Source organism: Enterobacter sp. CC120223-11 (assembly GCF_900215375.1).
Classification (GTDB): Bacteria; Pseudomonadota; Gammaproteobacteria; order Enterobacterales; family Enterobacteriaceae; genus Scandinavium.
The window spans coordinates 219104-235658 of record NZ_OBEF01000005.1 but is presented as its reverse complement, the minus strand read 5'-3'; the positions used below and the strand labels follow the sequence as shown (position 1 = coordinate 235658).

Here is a 16555-nt window from a genome sequence, read left to right as displayed (position 1 = left end):
GCTGTAGGCCCGGTCAACGTCATGCCACCGGGCCTGTAGATCTTACTTCCCGATACAGAAGCTCGAGAAGATGCGTCCCAGCAGATCGTCGGAGGTAAATTCCCCGGTGATTTCGCTCAGGTTTTGCTGTGCCAGACGCAATTCTTCCGCCAGCAGTTCTCCGGCCCACGCACCTAACAGCTGCGCTTTACCCTGTTGCAGATGTTCTGCCGCGGTTTCCAGCGCCTGTAAATGGCGGCGGCGGGCAAGGAAGCCGCCTTCCATATTGGTGTCGAAGCCCATGCTCTGTTTGAGATGGTTGCGCAGAATGTCCACGCCCTCACCTTGACGGGCGGAGAGGCGAATCAGTGAGTGACCATTCACCTCGCTCAGACCTGCGTCTTCTCCGGTGATATCGGCTTTGTTACGCACCACGGTGATCGGCAGGTTGGCAGGCAAACGGGCGATAAAATCAGGCCAAATCTCTGCCGGGTCCACGGCGCTGGTGGTGGTGCTGTCGACCATAAACAGCACGCGGTCGGCCTGCTCAATTTCCTGCCAGGCACGCTCGATACCAATGCGTTCCACTTCATCGCTGGCATCGCGCAGTCCGGCTGTGTCGATGATGTGCAGCGGCATGCCGTCGATATGGATGTGCTCGCGCAATACGTCGCGCGTTGTACCGGCAATGTCGGTGACGATGGCGGCTTCACGGCCCGCCAGCGCGTTCAGCAGGCTCGATTTTCCTGCGTTCGGCCGCCCGGCGATCACCACCTTCATGCCTTCACGCAGCAGACTACCCTGGCGCGCTTCGGCCCGCACCGCGTCCAGATCGCCGATAACGGTGTTCAACTGGGCTTCAATTTTGCCGTCGGAGAGGAAATCAATCTCTTCGTCAGGGAAGTCGATCGCCGCTTCCACGTAGATGCGCAGGTGAGTGAGTGCTTCCACAAGGTGGTTTACTCGAGCGGAGAAAGCGCCCTGCAATGAGTTCATTGCGGAACGTGCCGCCTGTTCTGAACTGGCGTCGATCAGATCGGCAATCGCTTCGGCCTGAGCCAAATCGAGTTTGTCGTTGAGAAATGCACGCTCGGAGAATTCGCCAGGGCTGGCGATACGCAGCCCCGGGAGCGTGAGAATACGCTTGAGCAGCAGATCGAGAATGACCGGGCCGCCGTGGCCCTGAAGCTCCAGCACGTCTTCGCCGGTAAAAGAGTTTGGCCCCGGGAACCATAACGCGATGCCCTGATCCAGCGTATTGCCTTCGGTGTCGCGAAACGGCAGGTAATCGGCATAGCGCGGCTTGGGCAGTTTGCCCAGTACCGCCTGCGCAACGTCACGTGCTTTCAGGCCGGAAATACGCAGAATGCCCACGCCGCCGCGTCCTGGCGGTGTGGCCTGGGCAACAATGGTGTCGTTATGGCTCATGGCTTATCTCTTTCAATACCGAATAAAAAAAGGCGGTCAGATGACCGCCTTCCATTTTAGCGAATGTTTACCGAATCAGGACTTTTTCGCGTCGCGGCTATGCAGCCCACGCTTTTCCAGACCACGGTAAATCAGCTGCTGCTGGATAATCGTCACCAGGTTGCTGACGATATAGTACAGCACCAGACCTGACGGGAACCACAGGAAGAACACGGTGAAGATGACCGGCATGAAGGTCATGATCTTCTGCTGCATCGGGTCGGTCACGGTGGTTGGCGACATCTTCTGAATGAAGAACATCGTCACGCCCATCAGGATCGGCAGGATGTAGTACGGGTCCTGTGCGGAAAGGTCATGGATCCACAGGGCAAACGGCGCATGACGCAGTTCAACGGAGCCCATCAGCATGTAGTACAGCGCCAGGAAGATTGGCATCTGAATCAGCAGTGGGAAACAGCCGCCCAGCGGGTTCACTTTCTCAGCTTTGTACAGGGCCATCATTTCCTGGCTCTGACGCTGCTTGTCATCGCCCAGACGCTCACGCATCGCCTGAATTTTCGGCTGCAGCATACGCATCTTCGCCATGGAGGTGTACTGCGCTTTGGTCAGCGGGTACATGATGCCACGTACGATGAAGGTGATAACGATGATTGAGAAGCCCCAGTTTCCGAGGAAGCTGTGGATAAACTTCAGCAGTTTGAACAGCGGCTGAGAGATGAACCACAGCCAGCCGTAGTCCACGGTCAGATCCAGGTGTGGCGCAACAGCGGCCATTTTGTCCTGAATTTCCGGGCCAACCCACAGGGTGCTTGCCAGTTTACCTGACTGACCAGGCTGAACCAGGATCGGCTGAGATTTATAGCCGATTGCTGCGATGCCGTTACCGAGGTTAGCGGTGTAGAAGTTGTTCGAACCGTCGTTGCTCGGTACCCATGCGGTCGCAAAGTACTGCTGCAGCATCGCCACCCAACCACCTTTAGAACTGATGTTCAGGTTTTCGTTGTCGGCGATTTTGTCGAACTTGTATTTCTCATACTTCTCGTCAGGCGTGGAGTAAGCCGCGCCGCGGAAGGTATGCATGGTAGACAGGCCGCCACCGCTCTGGGTGTCGAGCTCTTTCGGCAGATTGATGGACTGCTTCAGCTGACCGAAGGTGGAGACTTCCAGCGGTTTCTCACCGGCGTTCTTCACGTCGTAGCCCACATTCACCGCATAGCCACCGCGTTTCAGGGTGAAGGTTTTGGTGAAGGTGTTGCCCGCTTTGTCGGTGTAAGTCAGCGGAACGGTCAGTTCGTTCTGCCCGTCAGCCAGCACAAACGCATCTTTATCAATGTTGTAGAGCGGACGTGCGCCGTTGGCCGGGTTATCCGGGCCGTCACGACCGGTCAGGCCGCTTTGTGCCTGGTAGATAAACTGCGATGAGGTATCGAGTAACTTAAACGGCTCCGCAGAGTTCTGCGTTTTTGGATAAGTTAACAGCAGTGCCTGCTCAACATCACCCCCACGGGTGTTGATGACGAGTTCCAGCACGTCGGTTTTCACCGTAATCAGTTTTCCCTGTCCGCTGGACGGAACGCCCTGGTCGGCTGCGCTGCCCGCGGCGGTGGTCGTAGTCTGCGTAATCTGTTGCTGAGGCTGAGGATTTTTATCCTGCTCCCAAGCCTGCCAGATCATGAAAGACACGAACAACAAAGCGATGATAAGAAGATTGCGTTGCGAATCCATCGTTAGTGTTCTCTGGTATTAGAATGTCCTGGTGGGACGGGATCGTCACCACCCGGGTGTAAAGGGTGGCATTTTAATACGCGTTTCACCGTCAACCAACTGCCTTTTATCACTCCAAACCTGCGCAATGCCTCAATTCCGTATTGTGAACAGGTGGGAGTAAAACGGCAGTGTGGCCCGAGTAGCGGACTAATCAGGCGTTGATAGACCCGGATGAGGGCTATCAGGACCCGTGAGCCAGGCGACAGTGACGGCGCCATAATTTTTCCAACGCTTCCGAGAGTGCACGGTTATCGAGGTCTGCGACCCCTTTCTTAGCCACCACCACGAAATCCATAGCAGGAAGTTCATGCTGACGTAAACGGAAGCTCTCACGCGTCAGACGTTTAATCCGATTGCGTTCATGGGCGCGTTTAACGTTTTTCTTGGCGACAGTAAGACCGATGCGGGGATGCCCCAGCGAATTCAGGCGGCCGAGGATGGTGATTTGCGGCGTGCCAGCCCGTTGCGGCTGCTGGAAGACGAAAGTGAAATGAGTGGGAGTTAACAAACGTAACTCCCTGGGAAAAGCTAGCTTAACCACTCAGGGGTTAGCTTTATTACTTGGAAACGGTCAGACGAGCGCGGCCTTTAGCACGACGACGTGCCAGAACCTGACGACCATTTTTAGTAGCCATACGAGCACGGAAGCCGTGAGAACGGTTGCGCTTCAGTACAGACGGTTGAAAAGTGCGTTTCATGGCGATTTCTACCTAAACTTGAATAAATTCACTGACTTTTGCGTGTACCCGAACGAGATTCGAACGACTTCCGCTTCAGTGTGGGTGATTAAAGAGGCCGGATTGTAATAATTGTACACTCCGGAGTCAATTCTCTTTACCTTATTTCCCGCGTATTTCCGCACGATTTCGCGTGGAAAATGACCGGTGCCGGTACCTGTTAGCTTGTAGCACGCACCGGGTGGGGGATTATAAAGCCTGCCTGTTAAAGCGCAAGGATCCCCCGGGATCTTTATTAGATCGTTTAAGCAAAAAATTGTCGTGACTCATTAAATTTTCCAATATGCGGGCGAAATCGCCCCTCACTCCTGCCAGGATCGTTTACACTTAGCCGGTCCCATCTTCCCTGTGGATAAATCGGGAAGAATCTGTGAGAAACAGAAGATCTCTGGCTCAGTTTAGGCTATGATCCGCGGTTCCGATCGCGATCCAGATCCTGAACGGAGTAACAACCGCTGATAGCGGTTCGCACGTCACCCCCACCACCTGTGGGCTGTCCGACGTGTGCCAACAATCATTAATTCAGTTTCACCCTTTTATAGTTCGAGTGGAGTCCGCCGTGTCACTTTCGCTTTGGCAGCAGTGTCTTGCCCGATTGCAGGATGAGTTACCAGCCACAGAATTCAGCATGTGGATCCGCCCATTGCAGGCGGAACTGAGCGACAACACGCTGGCTTTGTATGCGCCAAACCGTTTCGTGCTTGATTGGGTAAGGGATAAATACCTCAATAACATCAATGGATTGTTGAATGATTTCTGCGGTACCGATGCGCCACAGCTGCGTTTTGAAGTCGGTGCCCGTCCCGTCACTCAGACCGTAAAAGAGACCGCGCAGGTTGCCGTTCAGGCGACGGCTCAGGTTCATGCTCCGCGCATGGCCGTGCCTGCCGCGCGTCAGGGCTGGGATAATGTCCCTGCGCCTGCTGAACCCTCTTATCGCTCTAACGTTAACGTCAAGCACACGTTCGATAACTTCGTGGAAGGTAAATCGAACCAGCTGGCGCGTGCTGCGGCCCGCCAGGTGGCGGATAACCCAGGCGGCGCGTACAACCCTTTATTCCTTTATGGCGGCACGGGTCTCGGTAAAACGCACCTGTTGCACGCTGTCGGCAACGGCATCATTGCGCGTAAACCGAATGCCAAAGTGGTGTATATGCACTCCGAGCGCTTCGTGCAGGACATGGTAAAAGCCCTGCAAAACAACGCCATTGAAGAGTTCAAACGCTACTACCGTTCCGTTGACGCCCTGCTTATCGATGACATTCAGTTCTTTGCCAATAAAGAGCGCTCGCAGGAAGAGTTCTTCCACACCTTCAATGCCCTGCTGGAAGGTAATCAGCAGATCATTCTGACCTCGGATCGCTATCCAAAAGAGATCAACGGCGTGGAAGATCGTCTGAAATCCCGCTTTGGCTGGGGCCTGACCGTGGCGATCGAGCCGCCGGAGCTGGAAACCCGCGTCGCGATCCTGATGAAAAAGGCTGACGAAAACGACATTCGTCTGCCGGGCGAAGTGGCCTTCTTTATTGCCAAGCGTCTGCGTTCAAACGTGCGTGAGCTTGAGGGCGCGCTCAACCGCGTCATCGCCAACGCCAATTTTACCGGGCGCGCCATTACTATCGATTTCGTGCGTGAAGCGCTGCGTGATTTGCTGGCGCTGCAGGAAAAACTGGTCACCATCGACAATATTCAGAAGACGGTGGCGGAATACTACAAGATCAAAGTGGCCGATCTGCTCTCCAAGCGTCGTTCCCGCTCCGTGGCGCGTCCGCGCCAGATGGCGATGGCGCTGGCCAAAGAGCTCACCAACCACAGCCTGCCGGAAATTGGCGATGCGTTTGGTGGCCGCGACCACACGACCGTGCTGCATGCGTGCCGCAAGATCGAGCAGTTGCGTGAAGAAAGCCATGATATCAAAGAAGATTTCTCCAATTTAATCAGAACATTATCTTCGTGACGCTATGAAATTTACCGTTGAACGTGAACATTTATTAAAACCGCTGCAGCAGGTAAGTGGTCCGTTAGGTGGCCGCCCAACGTTGCCTATTCTGGGCAATCTGCTGCTGCAGGTCGCAGACGGCTCCCTGTCGCTGACCGGGACCGACCTTGAAATGGAAATGGTCGCACGCGTCGCGCTTGCTCAGCCGCACGAAGCGGGTGCCACCACCGTCCCGGCGCGCAAGTTCTTTGATATTTGCCGTGGCCTGCCGGAAGGCGCTGAAATCGCCGTGCAGCTGGAGGGCGACCGCATGCTGGTGCGCTCTGGCCGCAGCCGTTTCTCCCTTTCCACGCTGCCCGCAGCCGACTTCCCGAACCTGGACGACTGGCAGAGCGAAGTAGAATTCACCGTCGCCCAGGCAACGATGAAGCGCCTGATTGAAGCCACTCAGTTCTCCATGGCGCATCAGGACGTTCGCTACTACTTAAACGGCATGCTGTTCGAAACCGAAGGCGAAGAACTGCGCACCGTAGCGACCGACGGCCACCGTCTGGCGGTCTGCTCGATGCCGGTTGGCGAAACGCTGCCGAACCATTCGGTGATCGTCCCTCGTAAAGGCGTAATTGAGCTGATGCGTATGCTCGACGGCGGTGAAAACCCAATGCGCGTGCAGATTGGCAGCAACAACATTCGCGCTCACGTCGGCGATTTCATCTTCACCTCTAAGCTTGTGGATGGTCGCTTCCCGGACTACCGTCGCGTGCTGCCGAAAAACCCGGACAAGCACCTGGATGCCGGCTGCGACATTCTCAAGCAGGCGTTTGCCCGCGCGGCAATCCTCTCCAACGAGAAGTTCCGCGGCGTGCGTTTGTACGTCAGCGAGAATCAGCTGAAAATCACCGCCAATAACCCGGAGCAGGAAGAAGCAGAAGAGATTCTGGACGTCACCTACGCCGGCACCGAAATGGAAATCGGTTTCAACGTCAGCTACGTGCTGGACGTACTCAACGCACTGAAATGCGAAAACGTCCGTATTCTGCTGACCGACTCAGTTTCCAGCGTGCAGATTGAAGATGCAGCCAGCCAGAGCGCGGCCTACGTCGTTATGCCAATGAGACTGTAATGGCGCTCACCCGCTTGTTGATCCGCGACTTTCGTAACATCGAAAGCGCGGATCTTGCCCTTTCCCCCGGCTTTAATTTCCTGGTAGGCGCCAACGGCAGCGGCAAAACCAGCGTGCTGGAAGCCATCTATACGCTCGGTCACGGCCGGGCGTTTCGCAGTTTGCAGATTGGCCGCGTGATTCGCCACGAGCAGGAATCTTTCGTGCTGCATGGCCGATTACAGGGCCAGGAACGCGAAATCTCGATTGGCCTTACCAAAGATAAGCAGGGCGACAGCAAAGTCCGCATCGACGGCACCGACGGCCACAAAGTCGCGGAGCTGGCGCTGCTGATGCCGATGCAGCTCATCACGCCGGAGGGGTTTACTTTACTCAACGGCGGCCCCAAATACAGAAGAGCCTTCCTCGACTGGGGATGCTTCCATAACGAAGCCGGTTTCTTTACCGCCTGGAGCAACCTCAAGCGTTTGCTGAAGCAGCGCAACGCGGCACTGCGTCAGGTCACACGCTATGCGCAGCTGCGTCCGTGGGATATGGAGCTGATCCCGCTGGCCGAGCAAATCAGCCAGTGGCGCGCGGAATACAGCGCGGGGATCGCCGAAGACATGGCGGATACCTGTAAACAGTTTTTGCCTGAGTTCAGCCTCAGCTTCTCCTTCCAGCGCGGCTGGGAAAAAGAGACTGACTATTCTGAGGTGCTCGAACGTAACTTCGAGCGTGACAGAATGCTGACCTACACCGCCCACGGCCCGCACAAAGCGGATTTCCGCATTCGTGCCGACGGTGCGCCGGTGGAAGACACCTTATCGCGCGGGCAGCTCAAGCTGCTGATGTGCGCCTTACGCCTGGCGCAGGGCGAGTTTCTGACTCGCGAAAGCGGGCGGCGCTGCCTGTACCTCATCGATGATTTTGCCTCCGAGCTGGATGACGAGCGTCGGGGCCTGTTAGCAAGCAGGCTCAAAGCCACGGAATCTCAGGTTTTCGTCAGCGCCATCAGCGCTGAACACGTTATGGACATGTCGGACAAAAATTCGAAGATGTTCAGCGTGGAAAAAGGTAAAATAACGGATTAACCCAAGTTTAAATGAGCGAGAAACGTTGATGTCGAATTCTTATGACTCCTCCAGTATCAAAGTCCTGAAAGGGCTGGATGCGGTGCGTAAGCGCCCGGGTATGTATATCGGCGACACGGATGACGGCACCGGTCTGCACCACATGGTATTCGAGGTTGTGGATAACGCTATCGACGAAGCGCTCGCGGGTCACTGTAAAGACATCGTGGTCACCATCCATGCCGATAACTCCGTTTCCGTATCCGATGATGGCCGTGGTATTCCAACCGGCATTCACCCGGAAGAGGGTGTTTCTGCGGCGGAAGTGATCATGACCGTCCTGCACGCAGGCGGTAAATTCGATGATAACTCCTATAAAGTGTCCGGCGGCCTGCACGGCGTGGGTGTTTCGGTAGTAAACGCCCTGTCGCAGAAGCTGGAGCTGGTTATCCACAATGTGGGTAAAATCCATCGCCAGGTTTATGTCCATGGTGTGCCGGAAGCCCCGCTGGCGGTTATTGGCGATTCTGATAAAACCGGAACCATGGTGCGTTTCTGGCCGAGCCATGAAACCTTCACCAACGTCACTGAATTCGAATATGAAATTCTGGCGAAGCGCCTGCGTGAACTCTCCTTCCTGAACTCTGGCGTTTCTATTCGTCTGAAAGATAAGCGTGACGGCAGAGAAGATCATTTCCACTACGAAGGCGGCATCAAGGCGTTCGTGGACTATCTGAACAAGAACAAAACCCCAATTCACCCGAATGTCTTCTACTTCTCCACCGAAAAAGACGGTATCGGCGTGGAAGTGGCGCTGCAGTGGAACGATGGTTTCCAGGAAAATATCTACTGCTTCACCAACAACATTCCGCAGCGTGATGGCGGTACGCACCTGGCAGGCTTCCGTGCGGCGATGACCCGTACCCTGAACGCCTACATGGACAAAGAAGGCTACAGCAAAAAAGCCAAAGTCAGCGCCACCGGTGACGATGCCCGTGAAGGCCTGATTGCCGTGGTTTCCGTGAAGGTGCCGGATCCGAAATTCTCCTCGCAGACCAAAGACAAACTGGTTTCCTCTGAGGTGAAATCCGCGGTTGAGCAGCAGATGAACGAACTGCTGGCCGAATACCTGCTGGAAAACCCATCCGACGCGAAAATCGTCGTTGGCAAAATTATCGACGCAGCACGTGCCCGTGAAGCGGCGCGTAAAGCGCGTGAAATGACCCGCCGTAAAGGCGCTCTCGACTTAGCAGGCCTGCCGGGCAAGCTGGCGGACTGCCAGGAACGCGACCCGGCGCTGTCCGAACTGTACCTCGTGGAAGGGGACTCCGCGGGCGGTTCTGCGAAGCAGGGCCGTAACCGTAAGAACCAGGCGATTCTGCCGTTGAAGGGTAAAATCCTCAACGTCGAGAAAGCGCGCTTCGACAAAATGCTCTCCTCCCAGGAAGTGGCGACGCTTATCACCGCGCTGGGCTGCGGCATCGGCCGCGATGAGTACAACCCGGACAAGCTGCGCTATCACAGCATCATCATCATGACCGATGCGGACGTCGACGGCTCGCACATCCGTACGCTGCTGCTGACCTTCTTCTACCGTCAGATGCCGGAAATCGTTGAGCGTGGCCACGTGTATATCGCACAGCCGCCGCTGTACAAAGTGAAAAAAGGCAAGCAGGAACAGTACATTAAAGACGACGAAGCGATGGATCAGTACCAGATCGCTATCGCGCTTGATGGTGCAACCCTGCACACCAATGCCAGTGCCCCGGCGCTGGCGGGCGAACCGCTGGAAAAACTGGTGGCCGAATTTAACGGCACCCAGAAGATGATCGGCCGCATGGAGCGTCGCTTCCCGCGTTCGCTGCTGAAAGAGCTGATTTACCAGCCGACGCTGACAGAAGCCGATCTGAGCGACGAGCAGAAAGTCACCCGCTGGGTGAATGCACTGGTCACCACGCTGAACGAAAACGAGCAGCACGGCAGCATGTGGCAGCTTGATGTGCGTGAGAATGTGGAACAGCAGCTGTTCGAGCCAATCATTCGCGTGCGTACTCACGGCGTGGATACGGACTATCCGCTGGACCAGGAATTTGTCACCGGTGGCGAATACCGCCGCATCTGCACCCTCGGTGAGAAGCTGCGTGGTCTGATCGAAGAAGATGCCTTCATTGAACGTGGCGAACGCCGTCAGCCGGTTGCAAGCTTCGAACAGGCGCTGGAATGGCTGGTGAAAGAGTCCCGTCGTGGCCTCTCCATCCAGCGTTATAAAGGCCTGGGCGAAATGAACCCGGAACAGCTGTGGGAAACCACCATGGATCCGGATAGCCGCCGCATGCTGCGCGTGACGGTAAAAGACGCCATCGCCGCCGATCAGCTGTTCACCACCCTGATGGGTGACGCCGTTGAACCACGTCGTGCGTTTATCGAAGAGAACGCCCTGAAAGCGGCGAACATCGATATCTAATCTGTAAAGCCCCTCTCCCCGTCCCTCTCCCAAAGGGAGAGGGAGAAAACCGCACGGACAGTTCCCTCTCTCTCCGGGAGAGGGTTAGTGAGAGGGGAAACACCTCTTCAAATGAGGAATCCCCCCACTTCTTTCCATCCCCCTTTTCCCCCGACTCTTTTGCTGTTTTTTGAGCTAAATCGCGTTAGCATGAGTGATAACTCACTTATCCCGGGGACCCTAATGGCTATCAAACTCATTGCAATCGACATGGACGGAACGTTGCTGCTGCCCGATCACACCATCTCTCCAGCGGTCAAACAGGCTATTGCGGCGGCGCGCGAGCGCGGCGTGAAGGTGGTGCTCTGTACCGGTCGTCCTTATGCAGGCGTTCACAGCTACCTGAAAGAGCTGCATATGGAGCAGGAAGGAGATTACTGCATCACCTACAATGGCGCACTGGTTCAGAAAGCCAGTGACGGCAGTACGGTGGCGCAAACGGCACTGAGTTATGATGATTACCGCTATCTGGAACAGCTTTCCCGCGAAGTTGGCTCTCACTTCCACGCCCTCGACCGCAACACGCTGTACACCGCCAACCGCGACATCAGCTACTACACCGTGCATGAATCATATGTCGCGACCATTCCGCTGGTGTTCTGCGAAGCGGAAAATATGGCGCGCGATATTCAGCTGCTGAAAGTGATGATGATCGACGAACCGGCCATTCTGGATAAAGCCATTGCCCGCATTCCTGCGGAAGTGAAAGAGAAGTATACCGTGCTGAAAAGTGCGCCGTACTTCCTCGAAATCCTCGATAAACGCGTCAATAAAGGCACCGGCGTGAAATCCCTGGCCGATACGCTGGGCATCAAAGCGGAAGAGGTGATGACCCTGGGCGATCAGGAAAACGACATCGCGATGATCGAATACGCCGGAATGGGTGTGGCAATGGAGAACGCCATTCCTTCGGTGAAAGAGGTCGCTAACTTTGTCACTAAATCCAACCTCGAAGATGGCGTGGCTTACGCTATTGAGAAGTTTGTTCTGAACTGATTGCCTTACTCTTTCTGAAAAGCCCGTTGCTCAGTGCGCGGGTTTTTTTATGCCTCACGATCCCTTTCTCCCCTCTTTTCTCATCCGCATTGTCGTTTTTGTGATCTAAATTGTAGTACAACATTATCATGTTGTACTACATTACGCCGCATGGAGTGATGAATAGCGTCACGTTTGTACTGCAAAAGTGAGAGTAATGTCGGCAGTCGCGGTAAAGTAGGCGGGTTAATCCGAGACAAAGGACACACCATGAACCTGACCAAAACTGACCGCATCATCGTGACGCTGGGCCGCCAGATTGTGAGCGGCAAATACGTCCCCGGTGCGGCGCTGCCCGCAGAGGCCGATCTCTGCGAAGAGTTTGAAACTTCACGCAATATCATTCGTGAAGTGTTCCGCTCGCTGATGGCGAAGCGGCTGATTGAAATGAAGCGTTATCGCGGTGCGTTTGTCGCGCCGCGTAACGAGTGGAACTACCTGGACACCGACATTCTGGAGTGGGTGCTCGAGAGTGATTACGACCCGCGGCTGATTGTGGCAATGAGCGAAGTGCGAAACCTGGTGGAGCCCGCCATCGCACGCTGGGCGGCGGAACGCGCCACCTCCAGCGACCTGGCACAGATTGAAGCGGCGCTGAATGACATGGTCGCCAACAACCAGGACCGCGACGCCTTTAACGAAGCCGATATTCGCTATCACGAGGCGGTGCTGGCTTCGGTCCACAACCCGGTATTACAGCAGCTCAGCGTGGCGATAAGTTCGCTCCAGCGGGCAGTTTTTGAACGCACCTGGATGGGCGATGAGGCCAACATGCCCCAGACCCTCCAGGAGCACAAGGCGCTGTTTGATGCCATCAGGCATCAGGACAGCAATGCGGCAGAGCAGGCGGCGCTCACCATGATCGCCAGCTCAACACGAAGGCTAAAGGAAAGCACATGACATCACGCTACATCGCAATCGACTGGGGATCGACCAACCTGCGCGCCTGGCTTTATCAGGGCGATGAGTGCCTGGAGAACCGGCAATCTGAAGCAGGCGTCACCCGCCTCAACGGGCGTTCCCCCGAAGCGGTGTTAGCTGAAATCACTACCGGCTGGCGTGATGCCGAAACGCCGGTTTTGATGGCGGGCATGGTCGGCAGCAACGTCGGCTGGAAGATTGCCCCGTATTTACCCGTTCCTGTGCATTTTTCGGCAATTGGCCAGCAGTTAACGCCCGTTGCCGACAAAGTATGGATAGTTCCAGGCCTTTCCGTGTCGAGAGACAACAACCACAACGTTATGCGCGGTGAAGAGACCCAGCTTCTGGGCGCTCGTCAGTTAGCGCCAGCGTCGCTGTACGTCATGCCGGGCACTCACTGCAAATGGGTGCTGGCGGACAACCAGCAAATTTTTGATTTCCGGACCGTGATGACCGGCGAGCTGCACCATCTTCTGCTGAAGCATTCGCTGGTGGGCGCGGGCCTGCCTGAGCAGGAGACGTCGCCCGAGGCATTCGCCACCGGTCTGGAAAAAGGGCTCTCTGAACCTGCCCTGCTGCCGCAGCTTTTTGAAATTCGCGCCTCTCACGTGCTCGGAAATCTTCCGCGCGAAGCGGTGAGCGAATTTTTATCCGGCCTGCTTATCGGCGCGGAAGTCGCAACGATGTGCGAACGCTTCCCCGGTGAACAGGCGATAACCCTCGTCGCAGGAAAATCCCTCGCCGACCGCTACCAGCAGGCGCTAAGCCGCGTGGGGCGCTGTTCGACGTTCGTTTCCGGCGACGCGGCATTCCAGGCAGGTATAAGGAGCATCGCCCATGCAGTGGCAAACTAAACTTCCGCTGATCGCCATTTTGCGCGGTATCAGGCCGGAAGAGGCGCGCGACCACGTCGCCGCTATTCTTGACGCAGGATTCGACGCCGTAGAAATTCCCCTCAACTCGCCGGAGTGGCAAACCAGTATCGCCGCGATGGTGGCGGAATTTGGTGATAAGGCGCTGATCGGTGCCGGAACGGTACTGAATCCAGAAGATGTCGACACATTAGCTGCAATGGGCAGCAAGCTTGTGGTCACGCCGAACACTAACGCCGACGTGATTCGCCGCGCGGTCGCGCACGGCATGACGGTTTGCGCGGGCTGTGCCACGGCAACTGAAGCCTTTACTGCGCTGGAAGCGGGCGCGCAAACGCTGAAAATTTTCCCTTCCTCGGCGTTTGGCCCGGACTACATCAAAGCGCTGAAGGCCGTGCTGCCGAAAGAGGTGCCGGTGTTTGCCGTTGGCGGCGTGACGCCAGAAAACCTGAACGTGTGGCTGGATGCAGGCTGCGCAGGCGCCGGGCTGGGTAGCGATCTCTATCGCGCCGGGCAAACCGTTGAACGTTCCGCACAGCAGGCTGCGGCCTTTGTAAAAGCCTGGCAGGAGGCCACCCAATGAAAATCACCAAACTGACAACCTACCGCTTACCGCCGCGCTGGATGTTCCTGAAAATCGAAACCGATGAAGGCGTAATTGGCTGGGGCGAACCCGTTATCGAAGGCAAAGCGCGGACGGTGGAAGCCGCCGTGCATGAGTTGGGTGAATACCTGATTGGTCAGGACCCTGCGCGCATTAATGACTTGTGGCAGGTGATGTATCGCGGCGGTTTCTACCGCGGCGGCCCGATCCTGATGAGCGCCATCGCCGGTATCGACCAGGCATTGTGGGACATCAAAGGCAAAGTGCTCGGCGCGCCGGTGTGGCAGCTGATGGGCGGCCTGGTGCGCGACAAAATTAAAGCCTACAGCTGGGTGGGCGGCGATCGTCCGGCAGATGTCATTGATGGCATCAAAACCCTGCGCGGCATTGGCTTCGACACCTTCAAGCTGAACGGCTGCGAAGAGATGGGCATTATCGACAGCTCCCGCAGCGTGGACGCGGCGGTGCATACCGTGGCGCAAATTCGCGAAGCGTTCGGCAATGAGATTGAGTTTGGCCTCGATTTCCACGGTCGCGTCAGCGCGCCGATGGCGAAAGTGCTGATCAAAGAGCTGGAGCCCTATCGCCCGCTGTTTATCGAAGAGCCGGTGCTGGCGGAGCAGGCGGAATACTATCCGAAGCTTGCCGAGCAAACCCATATTCCGATTGCCGCAGGCGAGCGCATGTTCTCGCGCTTCGAGTTCAAACGCGTGTTAGAGGCAGGCGGTCTGGCGATTTTGCAGCCCGATCTCTCTCACGCAGGCGGCATCACCGAATGTCACAAAATTGCGGCAATGGCCGAAGCCTATGATGTGTCGCTGGCACCGCACTGCCCGCTGGGCCCTATTGCGCTGGCGGCCTGTCTGCACATCGATTTTGTTTCCCGCAACGCCGTGTTGCAGGAGCAGAGTATGGGCATTCACTACAACAAAGGTGCGGAGCTGCTCGACTTTGTTATCAATAAAGAAGACTTCAGCATGGACGGCGGCTATTTCAGACCGCTGATGAAGCCGGGCCTGGGCGTGGAGATTGACGAAGCGAAAGTCATCGAAATGAGCAAGCAGGCCCCGGACTGGCGTAACCCGCTTTGGCGTTACCCGGATGGCAGCGTCGCGGAATGGTAAACACCACGTCGCAGGCTCGGTAAGCCACGCGCCACCGGGCAAAATATTAAATAAAAAAATATAACCCTCTGTATATAACAGGGCATGGTGACCAGCCGCGCTATGCCCAAAATCTGGAGACAGATGAATGGATATTTCTGTGACTACCGCTAAAACCGGGCGTCGTCGCTACCTGACGCTGCTGATGATTTTTATTACCGTGGTGATTTGCTACGTCGATCGCGCCAACCTTGCGGTCGCTTCGGCGCATATTCAGGAAGAGTTTGGGATTACCAAAACGGAAATGGGCTATATCTTCTCGGCGTTTGCCTGGATGTATACGCTTTGCCAGATCCCCGGTGGGCGCGTGCTCGACCGTTTAGGCTCCCGCACCACTTACTTTATCGCCATTATGGGCTGGTCTGTTGCCACGCTGTTCCAGGGCTTCGCCACCGGGCTGCTGTCGCTGATTGGCCTGCGCGCCATTACCGGCGTGTTTGAAGCGCCCGCCTTCCCGACCAACAACCGCATGGTGACCAGCTGGTTCCCTGAGCATGAACGTGCTTCGGCTGTCGGCTTCTACACATCCGGGCAGTTCGTCGGCCTGGCGTTCCTGACGCCATTGCTGATCTGGATCCAGGAGATGCTGAGCTGGCACTGGGTGTTTATTGTGACCGGGGGCATCGGCATTATCTGGGCGCTGATCTGGCATAAGGTTTATCAGGCACCGCGCAAAACCAAAGGCATCACTCAGGCGGAGCTGGACTACATTGAGCAGGGCGGCGGCCTGATTGACGGCGATGCGCAGATTGAAAACAAAGTCAGCGCGCCGTTGACCAAAGCTGACTGGAAACTGGTGTTCCATCGCAAGCTGGTGGGCGTTTATTTGGGTCAGTTCGCGATTGCCTCCACTCTGTGGTTCTTCCTGACCTGGTTCCCGAACTATCTGACTCAGGAAAAAGGCATCACCGCCCTGAAAGCAGGCTTTATGACCACGGTGCCGTTCCTGGCGGCGTTCGTGGGCGTACTGCTGTCGGGCTGGATTGCCGATCGCCTGGTCCGCAAAGGCTACTCCATTGGCTTCTCGCGTAAGCTGCCGATTATCTGTGGCCTGCTGATCTCCACCTGCATTATGGGCGCCAACTACACCAACGACCCAGTGTGGATCACCGTGCTGATGGCGGTAGCCTTCTTCGGTAACGGCTTTGCGTCCATCACCTGGTCGCTGGTTTCTTCTCTTGCGCCGATGCGTTTGATTGGCCTGACCGGTGGGGTGTTCAACTTCGCGGGCGGCCTCGGCGGTATCACCGTCCCACTGGTGATTGGCTACCTGGCGCAGGCCCACGGCTTTGCCCCTGCGTTGACCTATATCTCGGTGATCACCCTGATTGGCGCGCTCTCCTACATCCTGCTGGTCGGTGATGTGAAACGTGTAGGCTAAATTCCTGCCTTGCTATACCCTGATGCGATTCACGCGCATCAGGGTTCCTCC

14 protein-coding genes and 1 pseudogene are annotated in these 16555 nt (G+C 56.3%); 10 read left to right on the top strand and 5 right to left on the bottom strand.

Annotation, left to right across the window (positions count from 1 at the left end):
- Nucleotides 1-42: 42 nt before the first annotated feature.
- The 5 genes from mnmE to rpmH all read right to left on the bottom strand — a co-directional run bounded on the left by mnmE (nucleotide 43) and on the right by rpmH (nucleotide 3872).
- Nucleotides 43-1407 (bottom strand): tRNA uridine-5-carboxymethylaminomethyl(34) synthesis GTPase MnmE, encoded by a 1365-nt coding sequence (mnmE, locus tag CRO87_RS08375; RefSeq protein WP_097162469.1) that lies wholly within the window; start codon nucleotides 1405-1407, stop codon nucleotides 43-45.
- Nucleotides 1408-1482: 75 nt separating this feature from the next.
- A complete protein-coding gene (yidC, locus tag CRO87_RS08370; RefSeq protein ID WP_097162468.1) occupies nucleotides 1483-3132 on the bottom strand; it encodes a membrane protein insertase YidC in 1650 nt (549 codons plus the stop codon).
- A gap of 2 nt (nucleotides 3133-3134) precedes the next feature.
- Nucleotides 3135-3392, bottom strand: coding sequence for a membrane protein insertion efficiency factor YidD (yidD, locus tag CRO87_RS08365; protein ID WP_097162467.1), 258 nt, complete (start codon nucleotides 3390-3392; stop codon nucleotides 3135-3137).
- The gene (gene rnpA, locus CRO87_RS08360; RefSeq protein ID WP_035886831.1) at nucleotides 3356-3715 is read right to left on the bottom strand and encodes a ribonuclease P protein component; all 360 of its coding nucleotides are present in this window, start codon (nucleotides 3713-3715) and stop codon (nucleotides 3356-3358) included. The genes yidD and rnpA overlap by 37 nt, the downstream gene beginning before the upstream one ends.
- A 16-nt stretch (nucleotides 3716-3731) precedes the next feature.
- Nucleotides 3732-3872 carry a 50S ribosomal protein L34 gene (rpmH, locus tag CRO87_RS08355; RefSeq protein WP_000831330.1) on the bottom strand — a complete coding sequence of 47 codons (141 nt, stop codon included), beginning with the start codon at nucleotides 3870-3872 and terminating at the stop codon, nucleotides 3732-3734.
- 598 nt (nucleotides 3873-4470) lie between these two features.
- Between rpmH and dnaA the strand changes: the two genes are divergently transcribed.
- The 10 genes and pseudogenes from dnaA to CRO87_RS08305 all read left to right on the top strand — a co-directional run bounded on the left by dnaA (nucleotide 4471) and on the right by CRO87_RS08305 (nucleotide 16504).
- A complete protein-coding gene (dnaA, locus tag CRO87_RS08350; protein ID WP_097162466.1) occupies nucleotides 4471-5868 on the top strand; it encodes a chromosomal replication initiator protein DnaA in 1398 nt (465 codons plus the stop codon).
- A 4-nt stretch (nucleotides 5869-5872) separates the two neighbouring features.
- A complete protein-coding gene (dnaN, locus tag CRO87_RS08345; protein WP_097162465.1) occupies nucleotides 5873-6973 on the top strand; it encodes a DNA polymerase III subunit beta in 1101 nt (366 codons plus the stop codon).
- Nucleotides 6973-8046, top strand: coding sequence for a DNA replication/repair protein RecF (gene recF / locus CRO87_RS08340; RefSeq protein ID WP_097162464.1), 1074 nt, complete (start codon nucleotides 6973-6975; stop codon nucleotides 8044-8046). Before dnaN ends, recF begins: the two co-directional genes overlap by 1 nt.
- Before the next feature lie 28 nt (nucleotides 8047-8074).
- Entirely contained in the window at nucleotides 8075-10489 is a 2415-nt protein-coding gene (gyrB, locus tag CRO87_RS08335; protein WP_097162463.1) for a DNA topoisomerase (ATP-hydrolyzing) subunit B, read from the top strand.
- Between the two features lie 222 nt (nucleotides 10490-10711).
- Nucleotides 10712-11524 (top strand): sugar-phosphatase, encoded by an 813-nt coding sequence (yidA, locus tag CRO87_RS08330; RefSeq protein ID WP_097162462.1) that lies wholly within the window; start codon nucleotides 10712-10714, stop codon nucleotides 11522-11524.
- Between the two features lie 249 nt (nucleotides 11525-11773).
- A complete protein-coding gene (dgoR, locus tag CRO87_RS08325; RefSeq protein ID WP_097162461.1) occupies nucleotides 11774-12463 on the top strand; it encodes a D-galactonate utilization transcriptional regulator DgoR in 690 nt (229 codons plus the stop codon).
- Nucleotides 12460-13338, top strand: coding sequence for a 2-dehydro-3-deoxygalactonokinase (locus CRO87_RS08320; protein ID WP_097162460.1), 879 nt, complete (start codon nucleotides 12460-12462; stop codon nucleotides 13336-13338). Before dgoR ends, CRO87_RS08320 begins: the two co-directional genes overlap by 4 nt.
- Nucleotides 13322-13939, top strand: coding sequence for a 2-dehydro-3-deoxy-6-phosphogalactonate aldolase (locus CRO87_RS08315; RefSeq protein WP_097162459.1), 618 nt, complete (start codon nucleotides 13322-13324; stop codon nucleotides 13937-13939). The genes CRO87_RS08320 and CRO87_RS08315 overlap by 17 nt, the downstream gene beginning before the upstream one ends.
- Entirely contained in the window at nucleotides 13936-15084 is a 1149-nt protein-coding gene (gene dgoD / locus CRO87_RS08310; protein WP_097162458.1) for a galactonate dehydratase, read from the top strand. Before CRO87_RS08315 ends, dgoD begins: the two co-directional genes overlap by 4 nt.
- Before the next feature lie 84 nt (nucleotides 15085-15168).
- Nucleotides 15169-16504, top strand: a pseudogene (locus tag CRO87_RS08305) (MFS transporter).
- The last annotated feature ends 51 nt before the right edge of the window (nucleotides 16505-16555 follow it).